Origin of the sequence: Citrifermentans bemidjiense Bem (assembly GCF_000020725.1) — a bacterium.
Lineage (GTDB): Bacteria > Desulfobacterota > Desulfuromonadia > Geobacterales > Geobacteraceae > Geomonas > Geomonas bemidjiensis.
In genome coordinates this window covers 1,439,892-1,464,781 of the sequence record NC_011146.1, presented here as the reverse complement: position 1 = coordinate 1,464,781, position 24,890 = coordinate 1,439,892, and the positions used below count along the sequence as shown (strand labels likewise).

Annotated in this window: 26 protein-coding genes; 6 read left to right on the top strand and 20 right to left on the bottom strand. The window is 59.1% G+C overall.

Going from position 1 to position 24,890, the window contains the following annotated elements; genetic code table 11:
- Positions 1 to 195: 195 nt before the first annotated feature.
- From GBEM_RS21020 to xseA, 13 genes are all read right to left on the bottom strand, one after another.
- Complete coding sequence (locus tag GBEM_RS21020; RefSeq protein ID WP_012529698.1) at positions 196 to 351, bottom strand: hypothetical protein; 156 nt, start codon at positions 349 to 351, stop codon at positions 196 to 198.
- A gap of 153 nt (positions 352 to 504) precedes the next feature.
- The gene (locus GBEM_RS06355; protein WP_012529697.1) at positions 505 to 1,059 is read right to left on the bottom strand and encodes a ComEA family DNA-binding protein; all 555 of its coding nucleotides are present in this window, start codon (positions 1,057 to 1,059) and stop codon (positions 505 to 507) included.
- A complete protein-coding gene (gene cimA, locus GBEM_RS06350) occupies positions 1,059 to 2,645 on the bottom strand; it encodes a citramalate synthase (protein ID WP_012529696.1) in 1,587 nt (528 codons plus the stop codon). Before cimA ends, GBEM_RS06355 begins: the two co-directional genes overlap by 1 nt.
- Positions 2,646 to 2,841: 196 nt before the next feature.
- Positions 2,842 to 4,056, bottom strand: coding sequence for an aspartate kinase (locus GBEM_RS06345; protein ID WP_012529695.1), 1,215 nt, complete (start codon positions 4,054 to 4,056; stop codon positions 2,842 to 2,844).
- Positions 4,057 to 4,334: 278 nt separating this feature from the next.
- Positions 4,335 to 4,796: a tRNA (adenosine(37)-N6)-threonylcarbamoyltransferase complex ATPase subunit type 1 TsaE gene (tsaE, locus tag GBEM_RS06340; RefSeq protein WP_012529694.1), complete on the bottom strand. Its 462-nt coding sequence runs from the start codon at positions 4,794 to 4,796 to the stop codon at positions 4,335 to 4,337.
- Positions 4,797 to 4,799: 3 nt separating this feature from the next.
- Positions 4,800 to 5,249, bottom strand: coding sequence for a CBS domain-containing protein (locus GBEM_RS06335; RefSeq protein ID WP_012529693.1), 450 nt, complete (start codon positions 5,247 to 5,249; stop codon positions 4,800 to 4,802).
- Between the two features lie 32 nt (positions 5,250 to 5,281).
- Positions 5,282 to 6,826 carry a bifunctional ADP-dependent NAD(P)H-hydrate dehydratase/NAD(P)H-hydrate epimerase gene (locus GBEM_RS06330; RefSeq protein WP_012529692.1) on the bottom strand — a complete coding sequence of 515 codons (1,545 nt, stop codon included), beginning with the start codon at positions 6,824 to 6,826 and terminating at the stop codon, positions 5,282 to 5,284.
- Positions 6,827 to 7,204, bottom strand: a complete 378-nt coding sequence (locus GBEM_RS06325) for a holo-[acyl-carrier-protein] synthase (protein WP_012529691.1) — start codon at positions 7,202 to 7,204, stop codon at positions 6,827 to 6,829.
- 95 nt (positions 7,205 to 7,299) lie between these two features.
- Positions 7,300 to 8,538 (bottom strand): peptidase MA family metallohydrolase, encoded by a 1,239-nt coding sequence (locus tag GBEM_RS06320; RefSeq protein WP_012529690.1) that lies wholly within the window; start codon positions 8,536 to 8,538, stop codon positions 7,300 to 7,302.
- On the bottom strand, positions 8,535 to 10,475 hold the full coding sequence (gene dxs / locus GBEM_RS06315; protein ID WP_012529689.1) for a 1-deoxy-D-xylulose-5-phosphate synthase: 1,941 nt from the start codon (positions 10,473 to 10,475) through the stop codon (positions 8,535 to 8,537). The genes GBEM_RS06320 and dxs overlap by 4 nt, the downstream gene beginning before the upstream one ends.
- Positions 10,476 to 11,363 carry a polyprenyl synthetase family protein gene (locus GBEM_RS06310; protein ID WP_012529688.1) on the bottom strand — a complete coding sequence of 296 codons (888 nt, stop codon included), beginning with the start codon at positions 11,361 to 11,363 and terminating at the stop codon, positions 10,476 to 10,478.
- 49 nt (positions 11,364 to 11,412) lie between these two features.
- On the bottom strand, positions 11,413 to 11,640 hold the full coding sequence (locus tag GBEM_RS06305) for an exodeoxyribonuclease VII small subunit (protein ID WP_012529687.1): 228 nt from the start codon (positions 11,638 to 11,640) through the stop codon (positions 11,413 to 11,415).
- 84 nt (positions 11,641 to 11,724) lie between these two features.
- On the bottom strand, positions 11,725 to 13,101 hold the full coding sequence (xseA, locus tag GBEM_RS06300; protein ID WP_012529686.1) for an exodeoxyribonuclease VII large subunit: 1,377 nt from the start codon (positions 13,099 to 13,101) through the stop codon (positions 11,725 to 11,727).
- A 326-nt stretch (positions 13,102 to 13,427) separates the two neighbouring features.
- Between xseA and GBEM_RS06295 the strand changes: the two genes are divergently transcribed.
- On the top strand, positions 13,428 to 14,801 hold the full coding sequence (locus GBEM_RS06295) for a ParA family protein (RefSeq protein WP_012529685.1): 1,374 nt from the start codon (positions 13,428 to 13,430) through the stop codon (positions 14,799 to 14,801).
- A gap of 109 nt (positions 14,802 to 14,910) precedes the next feature.
- Here the strand turns inward: GBEM_RS06295 and GBEM_RS06290 are convergent, their stop codons facing one another.
- Entirely contained in the window at positions 14,911 to 15,864 is a 954-nt protein-coding gene (locus GBEM_RS06290) for a divergent polysaccharide deacetylase family protein (RefSeq protein WP_012529684.1), read from the bottom strand.
- A gap of 192 nt (positions 15,865 to 16,056) precedes the next feature.
- Here GBEM_RS06290 and GBEM_RS06285 point away from each other — a divergent pair, with 192 nt between their 5' ends.
- Together GBEM_RS06285 and ric are read left to right on the top strand one after the other, a co-directional pair.
- A complete protein-coding gene (locus tag GBEM_RS06285; protein WP_012529683.1) occupies positions 16,057 to 16,479 on the top strand; it encodes a bacteriohemerythrin in 423 nt (140 codons plus the stop codon).
- Positions 16,480 to 16,781: 302 nt separating this feature from the next.
- Positions 16,782 to 17,513, top strand: a complete 732-nt coding sequence (gene ric, locus GBEM_RS06280) for an iron-sulfur cluster repair di-iron protein (protein WP_012529682.1) — start codon at positions 16,782 to 16,784, stop codon at positions 17,511 to 17,513.
- A gap of 108 nt (positions 17,514 to 17,621) precedes the next feature.
- Here the strand turns inward: ric and GBEM_RS06275 are convergent, their stop codons facing one another.
- On the bottom strand, positions 17,622 to 18,758 hold the full coding sequence (locus tag GBEM_RS06275; protein ID WP_012528777.1) for an IS481-like element ISGebe1 family transposase: 1,137 nt from the start codon (positions 18,756 to 18,758) through the stop codon (positions 17,622 to 17,624).
- 438 nt (positions 18,759 to 19,196) lie between these two features.
- Here GBEM_RS06275 and GBEM_RS06270 point away from each other — a divergent pair, with 438 nt between their 5' ends.
- The 3 genes from GBEM_RS06270 (at position 19,197) to GBEM_RS21930 (ending at position 22,081) form a co-directional block, all read left to right on the top strand.
- Positions 19,197 to 19,913 carry a c-type cytochrome gene (locus tag GBEM_RS06270; protein ID WP_012529681.1) on the top strand — a complete coding sequence of 239 codons (717 nt, stop codon included), beginning with the start codon at positions 19,197 to 19,199 and terminating at the stop codon, positions 19,911 to 19,913.
- Positions 19,910 to 21,283 carry a cbb3-type cytochrome c oxidase subunit I gene (locus GBEM_RS06265; protein ID WP_012529680.1) on the top strand — a complete coding sequence of 458 codons (1,374 nt, stop codon included), beginning with the start codon at positions 19,910 to 19,912 and terminating at the stop codon, positions 21,281 to 21,283. The genes GBEM_RS06270 and GBEM_RS06265 overlap by 4 nt, the downstream gene beginning before the upstream one ends.
- A 582-nt stretch (positions 21,284 to 21,865) precedes the next feature.
- Positions 21,866 to 22,081 carry a hypothetical protein gene (locus GBEM_RS21930; RefSeq protein WP_041262690.1) on the top strand — a complete coding sequence of 72 codons (216 nt, stop codon included), beginning with the start codon at positions 21,866 to 21,868 and terminating at the stop codon, positions 22,079 to 22,081.
- 45 nt (positions 22,082 to 22,126) lie between these two features.
- Here GBEM_RS21930 and GBEM_RS06255 read toward each other — a convergent pair whose 3' ends face one another.
- The 5 genes from GBEM_RS06255 to GBEM_RS20630 form a co-directional block, all read right to left on the bottom strand.
- A complete protein-coding gene (locus tag GBEM_RS06255; RefSeq protein WP_012529678.1) occupies positions 22,127 to 22,438 on the bottom strand; it encodes a DUF2442 domain-containing protein in 312 nt (103 codons plus the stop codon).
- 9 nt (positions 22,439 to 22,447) lie between these two features.
- Positions 22,448 to 22,627, bottom strand: coding sequence for a DUF4160 domain-containing protein (locus GBEM_RS20635; protein ID WP_012529677.1), 180 nt, complete (start codon positions 22,625 to 22,627; stop codon positions 22,448 to 22,450).
- Positions 22,628 to 22,689: 62 nt separating this feature from the next.
- Entirely contained in the window at positions 22,690 to 23,223 is a 534-nt protein-coding gene (locus tag GBEM_RS06250; RefSeq protein WP_012529676.1) for a GNAT family N-acetyltransferase, read from the bottom strand.
- 90 nt (positions 23,224 to 23,313) lie between these two features.
- Entirely contained in the window at positions 23,314 to 23,976 is a 663-nt protein-coding gene (locus tag GBEM_RS06245; protein ID WP_012529675.1) for a competence protein CoiA, read from the bottom strand.
- 431 nt (positions 23,977 to 24,407) lie between these two features.
- Complete coding sequence (locus GBEM_RS20630; RefSeq protein WP_012529673.1) at positions 24,408 to 24,881, bottom strand: hypothetical protein; 474 nt, start codon at positions 24,879 to 24,881, stop codon at positions 24,408 to 24,410.
- Positions 24,882 to 24,890 lie beyond the last annotated feature (9 nt).

Below are 24,890 nucleotides of genomic sequence, written 5' to 3'. Positions count from 1 at the left end.
AGGACCAAATTTATCCCTTTTATAGCGGAGCATCCGGAACCTGTCAAGCGGAAACTCCAGGAAAATTCTCGGCGGCTATCGGGGGAGCAACGATGGCGAACCTGCAAGGTCAGGAAAACGGGGGGCGGGGGGACGACGAAAAAAGGGGGCCGCTTCTGCGGTCCCCTTTCATGGGCGTGTGTGCATTCGGTTGTATCAGCCGAGCAGGCTGTTGAAGTTTCTCGCTCTGTTGGCCAGGATGGTCGGGTCCAGGACCTCTCCGCAGCAGGTGCATTTCCAGGCATCGAAAGATCTGACGAAGTCGTAATATTTTTCGGCAAACATTCTACCTTTGCATTTAGGACATTTCATAAACCTTACCTCCCAACAAAAAGTTGATTAAAAGACTTCATGTGCGGAGCTATATTTCACCTTGCATGCCAAGATAAAGATTATGAATTGATTGTAATCTAATGAAAGCTTTGCCAAAGCGTAACCTACGAAAAAAAAGGGATTTACGAACCATTAGAAATATCTTTTAATCGCCTCCAGTTTTGCCGGCCCGATCCCCGGCACCCGTAACACCCCCTCCAGGGAGCCAAAAGCGCCATTTTCGTGACGCTCCGCCACGATCCGTTCCGAAAGCACAGGTCCTATCCCCGGCAACAGCGCCCATTCCTTCGCCGACATCCGGTCCGGGTCCAGCGGCACCTGCAGCAGCATCCTTTCCTGAGCTCCCATTTTTGTGATTGAAATCACGGCGTTTTTTCCGTCGGGAATGCTAAGGTTGAGGACGTCCCCGTTTTGCAGCAGCGCCGCGCCCCCTGCCGGGAGCGCTCCCAGAGGCTCCGTATCGGTAACCGTCATTTTTATGGCGCTACGCACCGAGGTACCGTCGGGAAACCGATACACGCCGGCGCGGGGAAATCCTCCCGCCAGTCGCACCGTGACACTTTCGCCCCGCGCACACAAAAAGGCCGCTTCCTCACCCCTCGGGGCAGGAAAGCGGCCTTTTACATAGAGCGTTATGGAGAGGAGCAGGGCGAGACACCAGATGGCGAGTCGGCTGCTCGTCGGCATCACTGCCTCGGCGCTGCCGCCTCCTCATCCTTGTGGAGCTTGAATTCAATGGCATCGATCAGGGCCTGGTAGGAGGCCTCGATGACGTTGGAGGAAACGCCGACGGTGCCCCAGCGCCCTTCCTTATCGCCGGATTCGATCAGCACCCGGATGGAGGAGGCCGTCCCCTGCCCTGCCGGGAGCACCCTTACCTTGTAGTCGTGGAGCTTCACGTCCCGAAGCTTGGGATAGAACTTCTCCAGCGCCTTCCTGAGCGCGTTGTCCAGCGCGTTGACCGGGCCGGACCCTTCCGCCGCCGTGTGCTCGATCTTTCCCCCCACCTTCACCTTGATGGTAGCCTCGGAGATCGGCTGCTCGTCCTCGTGGCGCTTCTCGTCGATGACCCTGAAGCCGATCACGGAGAAGAACTTGCGGTGCGTGCCGAGCGCGCGCTTCATCAGGAGCTCGAAGGAAGCCTCCGCCCCCTCGAACTGATAGCCGCGGTTCTCCATCGCCTTGATGTCTTCCAGGATCTCCAGGGTCACCGGATCCTTGCTGTCCAGGTTGATGTTGAACTCGGTCGCCTTGGCGAGGATGTTGGCGCGCCCGGAGAGGTCGGAAACCAGCACCCTGGTGGTATTTCCCACCAGCTCCGGCCTCATGTGCTCGTAGGTCTCGGGGTGGCGCTGGATGGCGGAGACGTGCACGCCCCCCTTATGGGCGAAGGCGGAGTTGCCGACGTACGCCTGGTGCTTGTCGGGCGCCAGGTTCGCCAGTTCGTAAACGTAGCGGGAGAGGTCGCGCAACTGGCGCATCTGCTGGTCGCTCACGCACTCCATCTTCATCTTCACCTTGAGGGCCGGGATGACGGAGCAGAGGTTCGCGTTGCCGCAGCGCTCGCCGAAGCCGTTGATGGTCCCCTGCACCTGGACGATACCGCTTTGCACAGCGACTATCGAGTTGGCGACGGCGCACTCGCCGTCGTTGTGGGTATGGATGCCGAGCGGGGTGGTGATCGCCTTTTGCACGTCGGCCACGATGCTGGCGACCTCGAAGGGCATGGTCCCGCCGTTGGTGTCGCAGAGGATGATGCAGTCGGCGCCGGCCTGCTGTGCCGCCAGCAGGGTCTTGATCGCGTACTCCGGATTCGCCTTATAGCCGTCGAAGAAGTGCTCGGCGTCGTAGAACACCTCAGGCATGCGCGCCTTCAGGTACTCCAGCGAGTCGAAGATCAGCTCCAGGTTCTCCTCAAGCGGGATCCTGAGCGCCTCGTGGACCTGGAAGTCCCAGCTCTTGCCGAAGATGGTGACCGCATCCGCCTCGGACTGCACCAGGGTGCGGATGTTCTGATCCTTGTCCGGGGTGATCTTGGCGCGCCTGGTGGAGCCGAAAGCGGCGATCTTCGCCTGGGAGAGCTTCTCTTTCTTGATGTCCTTGAAGAAGGCGACGTCCTTGGGGTTGCTCCCGGGCCACCCTCCTTCAATGTAAGCGATGCCCGTCTCGTCCAGTTTATGGGCGATGCGGATCTTGTCCTCCACCAGGAAAGAGATGTCTTCTGCCTGCGTTCCGTCCCTAAGCGTCGTATCGTACAGTTTCACCAAGCTCATATCACCCCATCCTTCACAAAAAACCGTTCAACGTTCTACGTTCAACGTTTGATGTTCAGCATTTTAAAGGTCACCGCCATACGTACGCCGCCCGATGTCCCAAGGCCTCCGGCTGCAGGGGGACGGGCACCTTGCGGAGCCAGTCCCCTGCACACAGAAGGTTCCGAAACCTCGAACGTCTAACGTTGAACGGGTGTTATTTCGACAGGCCGAAGACGTCGTGCAGCACCCTTACGGCGAGTTCGGTGTATTTGGCGTCGACGACGACGGAGATCTTGATCTCCGAGGTGGAGATCATCTGGATGTTGATCCCTTCTGCGGCAAGCGCCTTGAACATGGTTGTCGCGACCCCTGCGTGGCTCCTCATGCCGAGGCCGACGATGGAGACCTTGCTCACGTTCTCGTCGGAGAGGACTTCCTTGGCGTTGATCGCCTGGGCGGTCTCCTGGGTGATGGCCAGCGCCTTCTTGAATTCGGCCTGGGGCACGGTGAAGGTGAAGTCGGTGGAACCGGCCTCGCTCACGTTCTGAACGATCATGTCCACGGAAATATTGGCATCGGAGAGCGGCGACAGGATCTGGGCGGCGATCCCCGGCTTGTCCGGAACCTGCATCACGGCTATTTTCACTTCATCCTTGGCATAGGCGATACCCGAGACGAGTACTGCTTCCATATCTTTATCCTCCTTGGTAACCATGGTTCCGAGATTTTCGTTAAAGCTTGAGCGGACATGGACGTCGACGTTGTACTTGCTTGCGAATTCGACGGAGCGGATCTGGAGCACCTTGGCGCCCAGGCTGGCCAACTCCAGCATCTCCTCGTAGGAGATGCGCTCGATCTTCTTCGCGTCCTTGCAGATGTTGGGATCGGTGGTGTAGACCCCGTCAACGTCGGTGAAAATTTCGCAAACGTCCGCTTTCAGAGCCGCCGCGAGAGCGACCGCCGAGGTGTCCGAGCCGCCGCGCCCAAGCGTGGTGACGCTGCCGGACTGGTCGACACCCTGGAAGCCCGCGACGATGAGGATGGTCCCTTCCTTCAAATCGGTGCGCATCTTGGCGTCGTCGATCTTCTCGATGCGTGCCTTTGCGTAGGCGCTATCGGTCTGAATGGGGACCTGGAAGCCCAAGTAGGATTTCGCTTTGTACCCCATGGATTTAAGGCACATGGCCAGCAACGCGATGGAAACCTGCTCGCCTGCTGCAACCAGCACGTCGTATTCGCGGTTGTCCGGGAATTCGCAGACTTCGTTGGCAAGGGCCACCAGCTTGTTAGTTTCGCCGGACATGGCAGAGACTACCACCACCATGTCGTTGCCGGCATCGTAGGTTTTCGCCACCCTCTTAGCGACGTTACGAATCCGTTCGACGGAACCCATCGAGGTGCCGCCGTACTTTTGGACCACCAAAGCCATGTCAGTCCTCCTTATACTCAACTGTTAATCCCCGGAAAGCATCCCCCGGTGGTTAGGAGGTACCTTTATTAGCAAGAATAGAGTTCACGGTCAAAACATTTTTTTAAGTAAGAGCGGCCAAGGGACCGGAATCGGAAAATATTCCTCTCGCTGGTGGGATCGGTAAAAAAAACAGCCCCGCATCATGAGACGAGCGGGGCTGCGGCTTGAAACAAGTTGCCCGGCCTTTGACGCGGCCGGGCAACCCGCTGTTTGAAGATGCTGTTTATAGCAAGAGATCAGGAGGGGAAAAGGGCTTCCAAAACGGCATTCGGCCGTGCCCCTTCGGCGTGAAAGGAAACGCAGCGCCCCTCCCCGCGGTGGCTCAGCTCGACGGTGAGGAGCTCTTCGGGGACCTCGTCTTCCAGGCGCTCGGCCCACTCGACCACGCAGGCCCCGTCGCCGGAGAAGTACTCCTCGAAACCGAGGTCGGCCACCTCGTCCGCCCCTTGCAGGCGGTACAGGTCGAAGTGGTAGAGCGGAATCCTCCCCTGGTAGACGTTCAAGATGGTGTAGGTGGGGCTTGTCACCGGCGTCTCCGGGTCCACCTCGAGCCCCAGGGCGACCCCCTTGGCGAACTGGGTCTTCCCCGCCCCGAGCTCCCCAACTAGGGCGACGAAATCCCCCGGCTCCAGGAGCCTGCCGAGCCTCGCCCCCAACTCCACCGTCTCTTCCGAGCTTTTGGTCTCCACGCTTGGCATCGGCTACCCGATCATGGTCTTCACCATGTCGATGCGGCCGATGATGCCGACCACGCGCCGTCCCTCCACGACCGGCACCGCCTGAATCCGTTTGCTGGTCATGATGTCGGCGACCTCCGAGACCGGCGACTCGGGCCCCACGCTGAAGACCTCTTCGGCATAGATCTCCCCGACGGTCTGCGCCGTCATCTTCTGCAGTTCCTTCTCGAAACGCTTGTCGCTTTCCAGGTAGATGACCCAGTCGAAGATGGAGACCACGGTGGGGATGTGCAGGTTCTTGTCCTGCTCGATCAGGTCGCTCTCCGAGACGATGCCGACCAGGAGCCCCCCTTCATCGACCACCGGTACGGTGGAGATGCGGTGCTGGGCGAAAAGCTGGGCCAGGTCCCTGACGGTGGTGTCGCGGCGCACGGTGATGACCTCTTTGGTCATTATGTCTTTTGCTTTGAGCATGGTGGTTCTCCCTTTTATTGCAGTTCAGTGCATCATGTTGCGGCCATAAGCCGCTGCAGCGCCCTGGGGAGGGCCTCCTGCACGTCGGTTGCGACCATGCCGCGCGTACCCATTTCCTCAACCAGGCAGTCCGCCGCGTAGCCGTGGAGGAAAGTCCCTAAGCGGGCGGCGGCAAAGGGGTGGTACCCCTGGCCCAAAAGGGCGGCGATGACGCCGGTCAGGACGTCCCCCATCCCCCCGGTCGCCATGCCCGGGTTGCCGCTGCCGTTGATACTGACGCCGCCGTCGGGCGCCGCCACGATGCTGCGGGCCCCCTTGAGGACGAGGTAGACCTGGAAGCGCGCGGCGAAGTCGCGGGCGCAGCCGATGCGGTCCGCCTCGACCTGCGGGATCGAGAGCCCGGAAAGCCTGGCCATCTCCCCGGGGTGCGGCGTCAAAAGCGTCACCCTCCCCCTCCTTTGCAAGAGAAGCTCAGGTGCCGCCGCCACCGCGTTCAGCCCGTCGGCGTCGATGACAAGCGGCGCCTCCAGGAGGGCGAGGAGCGAGTGCACCAGATAAACCGTGGAGTGGGCGGTCCCAAGCCCCGGGCCGAGCGCCACCGCATCCTTCCCCTTGGCGACGGATAAGAGTTCATCGAGCGCCCCCGCCAGGAAGTACCCCTTATCCTCCCGCCCGACGGCAATGGTCATCGCCTCGGTCGTCTTCGATTCCAGCACGGGGTTTAGCGCCGCGGGAATCGCGAGGCTCACCAACCCCGCCCCGCTCCTCAAGGCGCTTTGGGCGGCCATGGCCGCGGCACCGGTCTTCCCGGCGCTCCCGGCGATGATGAGGCAATGCCCGTTGCTCCCCTTGTGGGCGAGGACGCTCCTTTTGCGGATCATCCCCCGCGCGCTCTCTTCGTCCACGAACTCGCAACCGGGCGCCTCGTCGACTACAGCCTGCGGCATGCCGATATCCGCCACTGCCAGACGCCCGCCGAACTCCGCTCCCGGGTAAAGCACGTTCCCAAGCTTCGCCAGGGCGAAGCTCACCGTTAATTCGGCGCGCACCGCCCGCCCCAGCACCTGGCCGTTGCCGGCGTCGATCCCGGAGGGGAGGTCCACCGCGACCACCGGGACCCCGCAGGCGTTGACGATGTCGATGGCCTCCCCGTAGATCCCCCCCACCTCGCTGTTGATGCCGGTGCCAAGGAGCGCGTCGACGACGACGGAGGCGCTTTTGAGGAGATGCTCCTGCCCGGAAAGCCCATGGGGGAGCGTAGTAACCACGCCTGGGTCAAGGCGCTTAAGGTTGGCGGCGGCGTCCCCGGTCACGGCTTCCGGCGAGGCAAGTAGCAGCACCGGCGCCTCCCACCCCCTCTGCGAGAGGATCCTGGAGATGACGAAACCGTCGCCGCCGTTGTTCCCTTTGCCGGCGACGATGACCGCCTTTTTCCCGACGCCGTCTCCGAAGCGCTCGGAGATGGCGTCGGCGCACGCGGTGCCGGCGCGCTCCATGAGCGCAAGCCCCGGGATCCCGAACTCCCCGATGGCCCTTTTGTCGATCGACTGCATCACCTGTCCCGTGACCACCTTCATCTAGCGCTCCAGTACCACCATGGCGACGGCGCATCCCGCGTCGTGCGACAGCGACAGGAAACAGGAGCAAAGCCCCGCCTGCCGGAACAGCTCCTCGGCGCGCCGGTAAAGCCTGAGCTCCGGCTTGCCCAGCTGGTCGTTGACCACTTCCATGTCCTTCCAGGAGATGCCGTCGCGCAGGCCGGTCCCCAGCGCCTTCAGGAAGGACTCCTTGGCCGCGAAGCGGAGCGCGTAGTGCTGCGCGCTATGTTTCTTAGCGGAGCAGTACTCTATCTCGGAGGGTGTGAAGATCCTGTCGAAGAGGGCATCGTTCCCCTGCTGCAGGAACTTCTCGAACCTCGCGATCTCAACTATGTCAACGCCCGTGCCGTAAATCACAAAAGCTCCTGTCTTCCGGGAGATCTGTCAGATCGAATCGATCTCGCGGTCCTGCTAACACTATAACCGTTCACGCTGATACTCACAACAACGGCTCACTGAGCCTTGCCGGCCGACGCAGGCAGCGCTTGCTGCCACTCGCGCAGCAACCCCGGCAGGTCGAGCGACCAGTCGGAAAGGGCCTTGGCCACCGCCTTCTCCATGGTGACCCGCTCCCCCAGGTTCTTGAGCACGTTCTGAACGGCATACCACCCGTAGCGGTTCACCATGAACTGGGCCATGGAATAGCTCTGCTGGTAGGCGAGGCCCGCCTGCTGACCGTCCATGGAGGTGAAGGAGCCGGAGAGGGTGACCAGGGGCAACTGATGCGAGGCGTCGACCAGGTTCGGGTTGCGGCCGGGGTGGACGAACTCCTTGCGCCCCTCGATCTCCGCCAGCCCCTCGTTGAGCCAGGTGGGGACGTTGCCGTGGGTGATCTCCGCGATCAGCACGTGGGTGAATTCGTGGAAGATGACGGCGCGCAGTTGCGGGGTGATCCTTGTGATCCCCCCTATCGGGAGCCGGATCTTGCCGTCGTAGAGCCCTCCGGACCAGTCGGGGCCGGCGGTCACGCTGCCGTAGTCGCGCTTGGTGTAGAGGAGCACCGGGATGCGCGCGGTCGGGAAAAGCCCGAGATCGGCGCCCACCGAATTGTAGGCGCTCTCCAGGGCGTCCAGCACCTCTCTTGAGAGCCCCGGAGGGAGCTCCGCATCGAAGCTCAGGTCAAACATGGAGCTGAACCCCTTGTCCATGCGGGACTCCACCGGTAGTTCCCGCTCCGCCTTGGCGATGAGGGTAGCCAGCATCTTGTTGTCAGGCTCCATTTCTCGGGCGCGGCGCCAATAGGAAAGCGCCCCCTGCAGGTCGCCGGTGTCGTAGCCGATCTTCCCCAGGTAGATGAGCGGATCGACGCCCTCGCCTGCTTCCTTGAACTCGCTTGCCGCCGTCAGGTAATCCTTGTCCAGGTAGAGGGCCACGCCGCGCATGAGCGTGAGCTCCCTGTTTCCCGGCAAGAGCTCCCGCGCCTCGGAAAGGCTACGCGCCGCCTTGGCGTAGCGCCCCGCGTTCATGTCGCGCTTGGCGATCTCGGTGTAGGTCAGGGCCAGGTTGACCTTGAGCGACTGCTCGTAGGGAAAGAGCGAGGAGGCCCGCTTCAGCTCGTCCAGCGCCTGCTCGTATTCGCCGCGCTCGATCAGCTGCCGGGCCTTGGCGGCATAGGTGACGGGATCCCCGGCGACCGCCGTGGCGGCGAACGCCAGCATGAGGATAAAGGCGAGAAAGGAAAGCTTCTTCATGGTCGGGACGACAGATCGGCGCCGTCGGGCCGGTCCGCCGGTTCCAGGACCAACTCCTGCGGCGACTGCCCCCTCGCCTCCCGGATGCTCCGGGCGATACCGGCGGCGTCGAGGCCGTAGGCGGCCTTGAGCTCGGCCTGCTCCCCCTGCTCCACGAAGCTGTCGGGGTACCCCAGGCGGATCACCCGTACGCCGGTGACGCCGCACTCCTCCAAAAGTTCCAGGATGGAGGTGCCGAAACCGCCCTGCAGCACGTTCTCTTCGGCGGTGACCAGGAAGCGGGTAGCCGCGAGGGAGAGGATCAGGTCGCGGTCCAGGGGTTTGACGAAACGGACGTTCATGACGGCGAGGTCCAACCCTTCGAGGGCAAGCGCCGCCGCCGCCTGCTGGGCGGGGTGCACCATGGTGCCCACGGCCAGGATGGCGCCGTCTTTCCCCTCCCGGACCAACTCCCCCTTCCCTACCGGAAGCGGCTCCAGGATCTGGTCCATGGGGACGCCCAGGCCGCCGCCGCGCGGATAACGCACCGCCGAGGGGCCATCGAGCGAGAAGGCGGTGAAGAACATGTGCTGCAGCTCGTTCTCGTCCTTGGGCGCCATAACGGTGAGCCCGGGGAGCTGCCGCAGATAGGAGAGGTCGAACACGCCATGGTGGGTCGGGCCGTCGTTGCCGACCACGCCGGCGCGGTCGATGGCGAAGACGACCGGGAGTTCCTGCAGGCAGACGTCGTGGCAGAGCTGGTCGAAGCCGCGCTGCAGGAACGAGGAATAAAGCGCCACCACCGGACGGAACCCTTCCGCGGCAAGCCCCGCCGCGAAAGTGACGGCGTGCTGCTCGGCGATCCCCACGTCGAAGAACCGCGCGGGGAATTCCTTGGCGAACGGGGTGAGCCCGGTGCCGTCCGGCATGGCGGCGGTAATGGCGACGATCTTCTCGTTGTCCTGGGCCAGCCTCTTAAGAGCCTCGCCGAAGACCCCGGTGTAGGAGGCGGGGCCGCCTTTCCCCTTGTGCACCTTACCGGTCTGCACGTCGAACGGCCCAACGCCGTGGAAAAGAGACGGGTTGGCCTCCGCGGCGGGGTAACCCTTCCCCTTCTTGGTGAGGACATGGATCAGCACCGCGTCGTCGAAACGCTTCACGTTCTCCAGGGTCTCCACGAGCTTGCCGATGTCGTGCCCGTCGATGGGACCTATGTACTCGAAGCCGAAGGCCTCGAAGAGCATGCCGGGTGTGAAGAGGGTCTTAAGCGACTCCTCGGCCCTCTTGGCTATCTTCAGGACCGACTTGCCGAACATGGGGAGCCCCTCCAGGAAAGCCTCCAGGTCCTTCTTGGCCCGGTGCACGTATTCGCTGGTTATGGTGCGGGAGAGGAGATTGGAGAGGGCGCCGACGTTTTCCGAGATGGACATCTCGTTGTCGTTCAGGATCACCACCAGGTCCTTGTTCAGCTCGCCGGCGTGGTTCAGCCCCTCCAGCGCCAGGCCGCCGGTCATGGAACCGTCCCCGATCACGGTCAGCACCTTGTTGCGCTCCCCCTTCAGGTCGCGCGCCACGGCGAAGCCCACCCCGGCCGAAATGGAGGTGGAGGAGTGCCCGACATCGAAGCAGTCGTGGGGGGACTCGGCCCGTTTGGGAAAGCCGCTGATCCCCCCGAGGGTCCGCAGCGTGCCGAAGCGCTCGTTCCTGCCGGTTAAAAGCTTGTGGGCGTAGGCCTGATGGCCGACGTCCCAGACGATCTTGTCCTTGGGGGAATCGAAAACGCGGTGCAGGGCGATGGTGAGCTCGACCACGCCAAGGCTCGGCGCCAGGTGTCCGCCGTTTGCGGCGCAGGTCTCGATGATCCGCTCGCGGAGCTCGGCCGCAAGGGTTTCCAGCTCGCTCAGCGAGAGCGCCTTCAACTGCCCCGGTTCTTTAATCCCTTCCAGGATGGACGGCATCTACGATTTCCTTTTCACTATGTACGAAGCTATGGCCCGCAAAGGTTCTGCCCGCTCGTCGAACGGCTCCAGCGCGTTCAAGGCGATCTGCACCAGTTCTTCGGCGCGCCGTTTGGACGCCTCCAGCCCGACGAGCGCCGGGTAGGTCGCCTTGCCGCGGGCCTGGTCGCTCCCGGCGTCCTTTCCCAACTCCTCGGTGGTCCCCTCCACGTCGAGAACGTCGTCCGCGATCTGGAAGGCGAGGCCGATGGCGTCGGCGTAACGGGTGAGGGCGTCGAAGGTCTCCTCGTTCGCCCCGCCGAGGATGGCGCCGGCGCGCACCGAAGCCCGGATCAGGGCACCGGTCTTGTGGGTATGGATGTAGGAGAGGGTAGCCATGTCGATGTCGTGCTTTCCCTCGCTCTCCATGTCGACCATCTGCCCGCCAACCATCCCGCGCGAGCCGGAAGCGTGCGCTATCTCGTGGATCACCCGAAGGCGCGCCCCAGGCTCCATCCCTTCGCCGTTGCAGGAGAGGAGGATGAAGGCCTCGGTTAAGAGCGCGTCGCCGGCTAAGATGGCGGTCGCCTCGCCGTACACCTTGTGGTTGGTGGGGTTCCCCCGGCGGAAGTCGTCGTTGTCCATGGCGGGGAGGTCGTCGTGGATGAGGGAGTAGGTGTGGATCATCTCCATGGCGCAGGCAGCCGGCAGGGCGGAGTTAAGCTCCCCCCCCACCGCCTCGCAGGCGGCCAGCAAGAGCACCGGGCGCACCCTTTTGCCTCCGGCAAACACCGAGTAGCGCATGGAACCGTGCAGGGACGCCGGTAGTTCCTTCCCATGGGGAAGAAAGCGCTCCAGCGCCTGGTCGACCAACTCACACTTCTGCTTCAAATATTGCTTCAGATCCATATCATGTCTCACTTTTCGATAAGTTACGTTGGCCGCGTCCCGCGGCTCTCTATTCCTCTTCCTCGAATGGCTTGGTGACGAAGCTGCCGTCGCGCTGCTTGACGAGGGTCTCCACCCGCCGCTCGGCCTCGTTCAGCTTTTTGCTGCAGAAGGCGGAAAACTTCACCCCCTCCTCGAACGCCTTCAGGGACTCCTCCAGGGAGAGCTCGCCACCTTCAAGCTTCTTCACCACGTCCTCTAGCTTTTTCAGCGCGGTCTCGAACTTCTCCACTGCCATGAATAACCCTCTCGTCCCTCTAGCCGTGCCTTTAGCGAAGATTAACGCCGCAGGCGCCGGGAATTATTAAAAAGAGATCGCCTATTATACTGATCGTGGGGGTGCCGTCAAGGAATCACTATCCTTGTGCGCCTGCTCCACGGTACAAAGCGCCGAACCCGCGGCGAAGCTCACTTCTACGCGGTCGCCGGGGGCCAACTGGCGGCTGCTGGTGACCACCGAACGGGCGGGGAGTTTCCTGGTGATGCTGTAGCCACGGGAAAGGGTGGCCAGGGGGGAAACGGCGTTCAGCGTGCCGGTGGCAAGCCCTATGCTTTCCGCGGCCACGGCGAGGCGCCGGGTCATGGCGTGGTCCAGGCGCAGCGAAAGCGTGGCAAGTCGCTCCTCCCAACGCTTTAGCGTGAGCGCCGGGGTTTGCCGCGACAGCCGCGCGGTGAGAGTCACTATCCTCTCGGAAGCGTCGTCCAGGATGAGCCCCGCCTCGCGCGTGAGCCGGGCGTCGAGCGAGTCGACCCGCTGCGCCAGGTGCCCTAGGAACCGGCTCGGGTCGGTGATGGCGCGGCTCAAGGCGGTGACCAGGGCGCGCGAGCGCTCCAGGCGGCGCTGCTGCGAGACATGGAGCCTGTGGGTGAGCGCCTCCACCTCCGCGGTCAGCTCCTTCTTGCTGGCGACGACGATCTCCGCCGCGGCCGACGGCGTCGCCGCCCGTAAGTCTGCGACAAAATCCGCGATGGTGAAGTCGATCTCGTGCCCCACCGCCGAGATCACCGGAACCTTCGAGCGGTGGATGGCGCGGGCCACCACCTCCTCGTTGAAGGCCCAGAGGTCTTCAAGAGAGCCACCGCCACGGCCGACGATCATGACGTCGAGATTCCCCACCCGGTTCAGGTCGTCGATGGCGTCGGCAATCTCACGCGCCGCCCCATCCCCCTGCACCCGGACCGGCGAGATCAGCAGCTCCACGTTGGTGAAGCGGCGGTTTAAAACGGTGAGGATGTCCCTGATGGCGGCGCCGGTGGGCGAGGTAACCACACCGATGCGGCGCGGCAGCTTCGGTATCTCCCTTTTGTGCAGCTCCGAGAAAAGCCCCTCCTTGGCGAGCTTCTCCTTGAGCTGGATGAAGGCCATCTGCAGCCCGCCGATCCCCTGCGGCTCCAGGTAGTCGGCCACCAGCTGGTATTCGCCGCGCGGCTCGAAGAGGGTGAGCCTGCCGCGGGTGAGGATGCGCATGCCGTCGCGGGGGGTGAATTTGAGGGAGCGGAAGGCGCCGCGGAACATGACGCAGCGGATCTGGGCGCCGACGTCCTTCAAGGTGAAGTAGCAGTGCCCCGACTGGGGGCAGGCGAGATTGGAGATCTCCCCCTCGACCCAGACCTGCTCGAAATTCTCCTCCAAAAGTCCGCGCACCAGCGCCGTGAGCGCGCTCACGGTGAGGACCCGCCGCTCCTTGAAAAGTTGCACTGAAACCTCCGGGACTGCGGGAAATCTGATCAAGCTGTGATGTGAACCTCCCCCTTTGCCGAAAGTTCATCGGGGAATTCCGGGGCTTGCTTGGTCCCCCCCTCCCCTTGCGGGAGGGGGAGACTATTATCCCCGGTAATCATGGAAGACCCTTGTCAAAGGGGGAACATCGGGCGCCCCTGTTAGAGTAGGAAGCGCTGTTTCGATCAATAAAACTAAATCCACACTGTCAAAGCCCGTCGCACTGTGCCTGTCACGTCCGCCGTTCTACCATGCCGCCCTGACAGTGTCAAACCGGTTGACCGTCGCGCCGTGTCGATGTTAGTATGCGCGCCATGAAAAATTACCCTTATGTAATAACCGTTTCCTCTGAAAAAGGGGGCGTGGGCAAGACCACGCTGGCGACCAACCTGGCGATCTTCCTGAAGGGGCTGGACGAGAATCTTCCCGTCTCCATCCTCTCCTTCGACAACCACTTCACCATCGACAAGATGTTCTCCATCAAGGGACAGCAGGTGCGCGGCTCCGTCGCCGACCTGCTCTTGGAGACCAGAGGCGTCGACCTTCTGCACACAGGCCAGTACGGCGTGAACTACATACCTTCCTCCACCTCGCTCCCGAGCCTCAAGGCGTCGCTCAGGGGGCCGATGGTGCTGGCGCGGCTTTTGGCCATGTCGGAGATTCCCGGCATCCTCATCGTCGACACCCGCCCGGACCTAGACGTCATGACCCAGAACGCGCTCTACGCCGCGGACCGGGTCCTGGTCCCGATCAAGGACATGGCGAGCATGGACAACTGCAGAAACATCTTCGAGCTGTTCGACAAGAGGGGACTGGACCGCAAGAGCCTGTCGCTCATCCCCTGCCTGATCGACGAGCGCATCAAGTTCGAGGGGCTCTTCAAGGACCAGAAGACGCTCCTCAAAGCCTTCGCCATCAACCGCGGCTTCCGCTGCCTCGACATGTTCATCTCCAAGAGTCCCAAGGTCGAAAGCCTCAACACGAACCCAGAAGGGAAGATCTACCCGATCCTCACCCACGGGCGCGGCACCGACGTCTACGGCCAGTTCACCGCGCTGGGACAGACCTGCCTCAACGAGTACTATCAGACCGAGGAGCCGAGAGCTCTTTTGTACGACAAGTGGCAAAACGAAGAGAACAAGCGCAAGAAGGAAGAGTACTTCGGGAGGCTTTCCGGGCTTAAGAGCCAATGCATGGTCTGCGGAAAGGAACTGAAGCAGGGGTCACAGGTTTCCTACTACTGCGAGAGCTCGGACGGAGCCGCGAGCGGCTTCATGGAAGCGGACTGCTTCACCGGCTTCCTGATCTCCACCATCTTCAAAATCGACAGGGAACTTCCCACCGACGACCCGACCCGGATGATGATTCACCAGACCGCGCTGGAGTCCGTGTTCGTGCTGAACCCCGGCGATGCCAACGAGCCGGGCAGCATCGACTTCCACCGCTTCGACCTCACCGGCAGCGAGCTGTTGAAGAAGAAGTACCCGCTGGCGCGCGCGCCGCAGCGCGACGGCTTCTCCGGGATACTGGACGGGACCCTGGTGGGATATCAAGGGGAGTTGCGCGACGCCTTCCTGATGGTTCACCCCGTGAACGGCGAAAACCCCGCCTCCATCCTGGTGGATGAGAACTATCGCGAGATGGCGAAGCTGAAAAAGAGGATCTCGGAACAGCTTTAAAAACCGGAAGCCACTCATGCAAAGGCGCAAAGACGCCAAGACCCCACCCGTGGGTTTTGACGTTCTTTGCGCCTTTGCGGCTTTGCGTGACGGCTTTGCGTGATGGTTTTCAGCTGGTTAAAGCGGAGGCGTAGACGAAGGTGATGCCGGTCTTGGCCAACTCCGGCAGGTAAGCCTTCAGAGCTCGCAGGGTCGCGGGGTGCGGGTGGCAGATGGCTATCGCCCCGCCCCTTTTCCTGGCGACGGCGGCGGCCTCTAAAAGCTGCTTTCCTATCGCCCCCTCATCCTGCACGTTGTCCAGGAACACCTGCCGGGTCCCCGCCTTTATCCCCAGGGCGCGGGCGGTCTGGTAGCCGACCGAGGCGGGAGAAGTCCTGCTGTCGATGAAGAACACCCCCTTCTCCTTCAAGACCCCAAGCGCCGCCTCCATCTTGTCCGCATGCTGCGTGAAGCGCGACCCCATGTGGTTGTTGGCCCCCACGGCATGCGGCACGCGGCTGAAGTAATCGCTCACCCGCTTCGCTATCTCGGCGTCGTCCATGGTCACCAAAAGCCCGATGCTTTCCATCTTCTGCTTCGGATACCCCTCCGGCTCCATCGGCATGTGCACCATCACCTCGGCGCCAGCCGCGTGCGCGGAATCAGCCACTTGACGCGCGCGGGGAAGGCTCGGGATGATGGAATAGGTGATGGGGAGTCCTATGGATTGCAGCGTCTGCAGTTCCTGCATGCTGCTCCCCATGTCGTCGATGATTATGGCGACGCGCCCGGGCCCATGCGCGCGCGGGACAACGGCGACATGGGGTTTGGGAGCCGGGGCCTGGGCGGTGGAGAGGTTTTGCTGCACCGGCTTCGCATGTTCGGGTAGAGGGAGATGCGGAGAGGTAACCGCCGGCGCTTCGACCTTTGCCGGCGCGGCCGGTGCCGGCTCCTTGCGGCTCTTCTCCAAGAAGAACAGGGCAAGGGCGATCACGATGGCGACCGCAATCAGCGCGACCAAAGGCCTGCGCCCCCCCCCCGGTGAAGGTTTACGTCTGTTTACCGACCTGCCCTTTTTTGCCAAAACCTACCTCCGCCACTGTCTCTTTATAAACAACGACAGGGAAATAGCATGATCGTCGCAGACAATGCAAATCATTTGAGCTGTGACGCGCTTACTTCGCGGCCAGATCAGCACAACATTAAACCTTGATAAGCGACAAGATCATGCGCTATAAGAGTAGGGCTGTTTACTGGAACATTAGCAGGAGGCAATATGGCGGTAGGGTGGCAGGACAACCTGAGCATCGGCGTGTTAGAGGTAGACATTCAGCACAAGCTTCTCTTTGACAAATTCAACAGCTTCCTGAACGCGTACGCCGCCGACGGCAATACCGACCAAACGCTGCAGATGTTCTGGTTTCTGGAAGCGTATGCCGTCACGCACTTCAATGAAGAAGAGAAACTGATGCTGCAGGCAGGTTATCCTGCACTCCCGGCCCACCGGCAGAAGCACCAGGCTTTCATCGACCAGATCAACCAGTTGAAAGAGCGCCTCAAGGTGGAAGGCCTGAACCAGGCGCTGGTCACCGCTATGACCAGCTTCATAACCTCGTGGCTGATACAGCACATCTCCACCGAAGACCGCGCCATCGGCGACTTCATCAACAAAAGGCCGGCAGGATACGTCTCGGCATAGCTGGCGCCGCCGCGCGGCTTACGGCAAAGCCAAAGCCGGCATCTTCCCGCTGCCACCTCCCGTCCAGATTCGGCGTCTCAACCTTGAACGTCGAACCTTGAACGGCCTTGCTTCCCCCCCCACCGCATCTTCCCCTTCTCATATCCAGGTATGGCGTCTCAACGTCGAACGTTGAACGTCGAACGTTGAACGGCATTACGCCTTTTCTTGATCTGGATCATACATTCTTAACCCTGTCGGTGTTACTATCAGAGCTGCAAGATGAAGCGCACCTATTTCCGGATGTGCAAAGGAGACCGACCATGGAGAAAACAGCAAAGATTCCTGTCGAAGCAACCGATTCGGAAACCGTTGGCGCCGTCGTGGCCAGGGATTACCGCGCCGCCGGCGTGTTGGAAAAATATGGTATCGACTTCTGCTGCGGAGGGAACGTCCCTCTGGACGCGGCCTGCCGCGACAAAGGGGTAGATCCGCAGGCCGTGCGGCGCGAACTGGAGGAGGCGGCGGCCCGCCCCCTGGATCGCAGCCAGAATTACGACGCGTGGGAACTCCCGTTTCTGGCTGACTACATCGTCAACACGCACCATGTCTACCTGAAGGAAAGCATCCCGACCATTGCGGCCTACTCTCAGAAGATCGCCGAAGTGCATGGCGCCAACCATCCCGAAGCGGTGGAGATCGCCGCCATTTTCCGCAAGGTGGGGGAGGACATGATGCTCCACCTGCAAAAGGAGGAGGAAAAACTCTTCCCGGCGATCAAGCGGCTTGCAGAGCTGAAGGCAAAAGGAACCAGCGCCGATGCGCAGGAAGTAGCCGGCCTGAAGGAAGTCCTGGCAGACCTGAGCCACGAGCATGACGAGGTAGGAGCCGCGGTGCACGAGATACGGCGGCTCGCCAACGACTACACCGTACCCGGGGACGTCTGCAATACCTTCATGGTGACCTATGAGAAACTGAAGGAATTCGAAGACGACCTGCACAAGCACGTTCATTTGGAGAACAACATCCTCTTCCCCAAGGCGGCAAGGGTGTAAGTCAAGATGAAGCTCCACTTGCCCGCATCTCCAGGCCCGTAAAGGTCCCCCCTCCCCTTGCGGGTGTATGGACCGGGGTCAAGGTTTACAGTTGTTCGGGGACATGGTTTACACTTTTTGTTCTTTGAGATCGACTTCTGCGATTTTCTGGCTGCAGAAATAAACGCCATATTCGCCATCGCGTATGGTTGGCCGAAATGCCACCGGCTGCCCCCTGAGCGCCTTCGCGAGGCGCACACATCGGCCTTTGAATGACACCTTACCCTCGGCCTGGACCTTTCGGATCTCGTCGTCTGGGGCGTACTGAATCTCGGGCAGTATTTCTGAGTAAGTCCGCCGGCTAGGCTTATAACGCGTCATCGGAGTTTCCATACCTAGTGATTCGTGTGGGCGCTCCAAGTTGTAGCAATGCCTGAAGGTGTCGAATCTAAGCTGGCAGTCAGCTAGGTCTTCGAAGACTCTTCCAGCGATTGCTTCTGCAACCAGAGTTCTGTGAAACCGCTCGTCCTTACCCTGTGTTTGAGGATGATAGGGGCGAGAGTGGCTGACCCGTATCTCGTTTCTGATAAGCCAGACCGTTAATGGCGTAAGGTCGTTGTATTGATCGTTACCCCATGGGCTGCCATTGTCCATGGTCATTCGATATGGCAATCCATATTGCCTGAATGCCTCAATCAAAGCAGCTTTAACCGTTTCTGTTCGCTCATTGGCACAGGCTACAAGCACCACACTAAACCGGGAATGGTCATCCAGAACAGTCAACGGATGACAGCGACCATGATGCTTCATCGGAATACTGCCCTTGAAATCCATCTGCCATAGGTCGTTTGGGTATGGGTGCTCGAACCGTTGGAAAGCAGTATGTTTATCTGACTCAGCTGGATCAATGCAGCCGTTGCGGCGCAAGATTGCTGTTATGGTCGAAGGTACAGGCACCCCCTGATGCCCAAGTTTTTCAAGACGCTTACGTAGCTTACGTGCTCCCCAAGCCTGATGTTCTTCGCGAAGCTTGAGAATAGCATCTTCGGTCGCAGTGACCGTCTTATGTGGACAGGTCAGTGGCTTGCGAGATAAGTCAATTAGGCCTTCGACGCCGGTTTCAAGGAACCTGCTAATCCATTTGTAGCCGGTCGGACGGCTGATGTTAAAGCGTTTGCAAAGGAAGGCTATGTTGCTGCCTTCCTGCAACGCCAAATGAACGAACTCGAATCTCAGGGTCATAGTATCCACCGGTCGCCAAGGCATGGTCTCCCTCCTCCGAGGAAAGGTCATTCTTGGCAAAAGTGTTAACTATGTCCCCGAACATTTGTAAACCATGTCCCCAGTCTATACAGCGGGAGGGGGTCAGGGGGTGGGGTAAGGTGCCATCATATCCTGGACAAAAGGAGAAAATCATGGTTTTCGTAGTCGCTACCGTCGCCTCCCTCTGGCTCGCTCTCGTAGCTGTTTCCCTTTGCCCCATTAAATGCAGTGCCCGTTCCCGTGACCGGGAATAATCTTCATCATTAGCCGCACCGGCCCCACGCCCCGTCTTCCGAGTCGCATGAAATACCACAATCGGCCTTTGCTTCCGCCACTTTAAGCCATGATCCGGTTGACATCACCCCCCCCATGTGTATCCTTCTGTTGCTGCAATCATTAGAGCTTGGCAACTAACTAGGCAACACGGACCAAGGAGGGCGCATGACCGGAAAAACGGCTCGTCTCATCTTCTGGCTGGGAACCCTCATCTCAGCCGCCATCTTCCTCTGGATGACCTACGATTTTCACCTGCAAACCCCGAAGTACACGCACACCGACAAACTTAGCGAAGAGGTAGTGGCCGGGAAAAAGGTCTGGCACAAGTACAACTGCAACGACTGCCACACCATCCTGGGCTTCGGCGGCTATTACGCCCCGGACATGACCAAGGCCTTCTACCGGCTTGGCGAAAACAACATCGCCTCCATCGTCCAGCACCCGGAGGTGATGTACAAGAACTCCTTCAGGAAGATGCCGCAATTGGGGATAACCGAGCCCGAAACAAGGCAGCTTATCGCCTTCTTGCGCTGGACGGCTGAAATAGATAACCGAAAGTGGCCGCCGCAGGACGAGAAGTTCGTCGAGGCGTACAAGCTCAGGGAGTCGCAGCCTCAGAAGCTGGACAAAGTACACCTGGTACTGCAGGCGTGCGGCGGCTGCCATACCTTCGAGCACCAGGGGCGCAACGTGGGAGGAGACCTCACCGAGATTGCCAACCGCATCACCTACGACCGGCAGACTCTCATCAATTACATGATCAATCCGCAATCGGTGCGGCCGGGTGTGACCATGCCGCCGCAGGATGTGAGCCTGCAGACTGCCGGCACCATCGCGGATTTCTTGCTGAGCCTTAAAAGCCACAAGGAGGTGAGCCAATGAAGACGATCGAATTCGAGAGCCAGCGCGTCTCGCTTTGGTACTTCCGTCTGGCCCTGGTGCTGTTCATCCTGCAGGTCATCATGGGGCTTTGGCTCTCCATCAACTACGCCTTCACGCTGCCGCAGGAGCTGGTCAACGTCTTTCCCTTCAGCACCGCCCGTGAAATCCACACCAACACCCTGGTGGCCTGGATGCTGCTCGGCTTCATGGGGGGGACCTACTACATACTCCCGCCCGAGTGCGACCGCGAGCTTTACAGCACGAAGATCGCCTACTTGCAGTTGATCATCTTCGTGGCAGCGGCGGTCACCGCCGTGATCGGCTTTTTATTCGGTTGGACCCGCGGGAAGCCGCTTTTGGAGATCCCCTTCCCGCTGAACGCCCTCATCGTGGTGGCGGCGCTCCTATTCATAGCCAACGTCGCCATGACCATCATCAAGGCGAAGGTGAAGACCGCGCTGCAGTGGATGCTTTTGGGCGGGGTCACCTTTCTGGCGCTCATGTACCTCTTCGGCATGCCTTTTTACCGCAACCTCAACACGGATTATTACTACTGGTGGTGGGTGATCCATCTCTGGGTGGAGGGGGCTTGGGAAATAGTCACCGCATCGATCATGGCGTACATCATCATGCGGGTGACCGGGGTGGAGCGCCAGGTAGTGGAGAAATGGCTCTACGTCGAGACCGGGCTTTTCCTCTTCACCGGCATAGTGGGGACCGGCCATCACTACTACTGGATCGGGGCTCCGGACTACTGGCTTTGGTGGGGCGGCATCTTCAGCGCCCTGGAACCGCTTCCCATCGTGCTCATGGTGGTCGACACCTGGATGCACGTTCGGGAGCGCCGCAACCCCATCGTCAATCCGCTCACCTGGTACTACATCGTGGGGCTTGCCATCTACCACCTGGTCGGCGCCGGGCTCTGGGGATTCATGCACACCCTGCCACCCGTCAACCGCTACACCCATGGTAGCCAGATCACCGTCTCCCACGGGCATCTCGCCTTTTTCGGTGCTTATGCCCTGTTGAACCTGACCATCTTCTACTTCGCCATGCCGCGCCTGAAGGGGATCACGAAGTACCACGACACCGCCGGCCGGTGGGGGTTCTGGATCACCACCATCGCCATGTTCACGCTGGGGCTCGTCTTCGGCATAGCCGGGATATTGCAGACCTACCTGGAGCGATTCCTCGACATAGGCTACAGCACCGCCCAGCAGACCATGATGCTCTGGTTCAGGATCGCCTTCGGCGTCGGGCTCGTCTTTTTGGGTGGCGTACTCACCACCATCTGGCACCTGTTCACGCTGAAGCCTTCCGACAAGCAGGCCGCCGAGGAGGTAGTCGTCACCCCGGCAGCGAATATTTAATCATCAAATAATCCTGCGAACGCTGACGCGCCCTTCAGTTGTCCATCCCCTCGCCCCTCTGGGCCTTCGCCCACCGTAGGCTACGGTCCACAGGTGGGAGAGGGGCGGGGGTGAGGGCAACGCCCCTTGGGGTATCAAAGAACAGAAAGAAAAAAGAGGCCACGGCTGAATGCTGTCGCCTCTTTTTTTTGCGACGGTCGCCTCACCCCAGCCCATATTGCTCTGCCGGGGCGCGGCCCCTCAACTCTCCTCGCCGGTTTTATCCGTCCCTCCGTGGCAAACGGCTTCTGTGTTACCGGTTTCGTCGTTCCTTCCTTCAGCAAATCTCCTCAATACCTGAAATTGCGTTTTTTGTTGCGAAATATGTCATTTCTAAATCAGGAATGACGTTTTCGAGTCGAAAAATGCAACATTTGAGAAAAATATGAACGTTTCCTGTTACGAAATGACATATTTTGAAACGAATGTGACGTTTCCTGCTCCAGAAATGACGTATTTGAAATAAAATATGACGTTTCCGCTCCGGAAAAATGCATTTTTCCGCAAAAGCTCCGCCCCGCCAGGCGGGAGGGGGAGCGCAGAATGCTGACTGTTCGGTCCGCGAAGGGGGAAGGGATCGGCTCCTCATGGTTAGACCCGCTGCAGATCAGCCTCTATAGTATCGGGGCCGAGGTCCTGACCGTCAGGCCAACCAATTCCAATAAAAAAGACGCGCACCTGCCTGAAATAGGCATCATCCTCAAGTCTCTTGAAGAAATCGCTCCTCATACACGGCGCAACATCGAATATGCCGGTTAAACATCCTTCCTTCCCTATTTCGTCTGTTAGCGAGCGGCGGAGCCCTTACCTTCCGTACTTTCCCCCGCGCTCACCCACTGCGGACTCCGTCGCCACCTGCCTTGTTGGGCCTACTTTTTCCGTTGTAGCCATGCATTTCGCGTAGACATACTCCGGGTCAAGATCAACTCCGCAATCCCATTCAATAGTGTCGAAAGAAACCTTCACCCTTTTGAATGCATCTTCGTCTTTAAGCCTCTTGAAGACGCCAAATTCCAGAACAGGCTTCATATCCAGAAGGCCACATTCACCGTTATCAAAAGCCACTTTTAAGACGTAGTCGTTTCCCGGGATTACTTCTATCACTGCCGGATACATTTGTACCCCTTACCCCAACACCAGCTTTACCTGCTTTCGAGGGAGGTTTCCTTTTATTATCTCACAAGTCCTGATGTCGACTGAAGCCTTAAAGTCGTTGTAGTACACATGGAAATGTTGCGGCGGATGCTCCGCAGGAGAGAAATACATTCTGATTATAGTGCCGAAAAAGATGGAAATTGTTGGCACTTGAAAGTCCTTTTTTGTTTTATGGGTTTCACCCACATCTCTCGCCGGTCTTAACCGGTGCGCTAAGATCTGCCCGCCAAACCTCCCTCTGCCACCGGCTTTTTTACCTGTTTTTCGAAACAGAAGAAAACCCCTTTCCTGAATCGGACAGTGCCGGCTTTTTCATATCCCAGATGTTCATAAAGTGCCGTTGCACCGGGATTCTGCGTGAACGCATCAAATCGAATCGTTTCGTAGCCCTGTTTCTCCGCGGTCTTTTCAGCAAAATCCATCAAACGTGTGGCCATTCCTTGGCGTTGATGAGAAGGGTCGATGGTAAGACGGTGAATTACGAGTACTCTGCCGGAGTACTGCCATTTGACATCTTGGTATTCCGGTGACTGTGAATCATTGATCGAGATCATGCCGACGATTCGTCCATCAACCTCAATCACATGCATATGTTGTGAATCAACGTCACTCTGCAATATCGCTCTGTCCGGGTAGATGTCATCCCACTGATGAATCCCTTTGGCTTCCATGTGACGAGTTGCCGCTTGAACAATGTCGAGCAACGTGTCCAGTTCAGTCATCTTTGCTGGTCTTATAAGTATCATGTCATCATTGTCCGTGCTGGAAAGGGGTCGGTCCTTGACGCAGGACAGTTTTGTCTTATGTCCAGGGCTGACCCCTCTTTTCCCTTTTCCTTAAACGGATGCCGGCCCACCAACCGCGCTGAAATCAGTAGTTCCAGAACTCGCTAGCTGAACAAAACCGTCAATATCCACATATCCGGCAAGCCCTCGCTTGGTCTTTAGATCAAAGCGCAAGATGCGCCAAAAACCATGCTCAGACCCAAAATCAATGAATATCGGCTTGGTGGTGTGCCAGCGCTTGAAAAGTGTGCTCTGTCCGAACCATTGAAACTGCGCAATGCTGTCCTGGTTTGGACGTCCGCGCATGTTCGAGAAGTTGAACCTGTCCGCGTCGTTTTTACAGCCATCCACAACCCATATCATCGTCTGATAGAAGGCCTCTCTCGCCTGAATTTCATCGGGGTGAATAGTTGAACGCTGGAACTCGATCACCAGTCCCGAAGGGGTTTTCACATCGGCTATGTGCAACTCGCGAGAATCCCTATCCCGATTGGGGATCTCTTGCCAATCTTGAGGGAAGCGATTTTTCCAAGCTCGATGCCACTCAGTTTCCTGTTCCCACCACGGATCACAATGGGTTCGCGACAAATGCGCCCAATGCCAAGTGATGTGCTTTCCACATTTGGCAACAACCTCGGCGCCACAGCCAGGACAAGCAGCCCTCAGTTTTAGACTGGCCTCAATTCGTATTCCGCCTAACAGTGCAAATCGCATGTTCGCTCCTATATGCTTTCTCCGGCTTTGCTCAACGCTTCCTGGACATATGGATGTCTAGCGCTTCTGTGCATTGCCCGATGTGAGTTCCAGAGCAGTTGCTGCGATATCCCCAACATTCACTACAGACGCTTCCATGGACACTATTCTCGCCTTGGAAAACAATTGTCCTAGTCCTACCGTCTTTTGACTTGCCGACTCTGGCAATAATCGGCTTCCCCGTAGTAGAATTAAAGTTCGGTTTACTGCGGATGAACTCATACGCTTGGTCGAAAGTCTGCGCCGTTGTGAACTGATTTCCCTGTCCTCCGGTTGGATGCCCCATTTGCTCACTCCTTTCGACAGGCATTGGCTTTCCTGCACCAACGCCTCAAGGCGCCAGCGGCGGAGCGTTAGCGGAGACCGCTGTCGCCGCTGGTTAACCGGTCAAATCATTTCAGATCAACTTTTTCAGTTCGTGGAAACTCTGCATAAATTTCTATTCTTTCAATGTCTGTCAAAGCAATTTCTCTTGTCATGCCAGGGACTAATCGTGAACGCAAACCAACTAATTTATTTGCTTCAAAAAACACCGTGTCAAAATACATTTTAACTACATCATTTGTAGATTTGGATGTTATTTCTAATTGTGTATTACGATCTGGAAACAAGTATAAAAGATTTCCAGCTTTATCCCGACATAATACTTTCCTTATGTTATTCGCGTCATACTTTTGATTGAAAAATAGCGATGCGAGTGGTGATACAACATAGAAGCCTGTCGGGTTTTCCGTTTTATATTGCTTCTCTGCTACCTGATTTATGAACTCATCCGGAGTTACTAAGTAATTTGCGGTACACCCTGTCGTCAGAAGAATAACTGCCGGAATTGCAATTTTAATCTTTTCACAAATTTTTCTATTCATTGTCTCCTC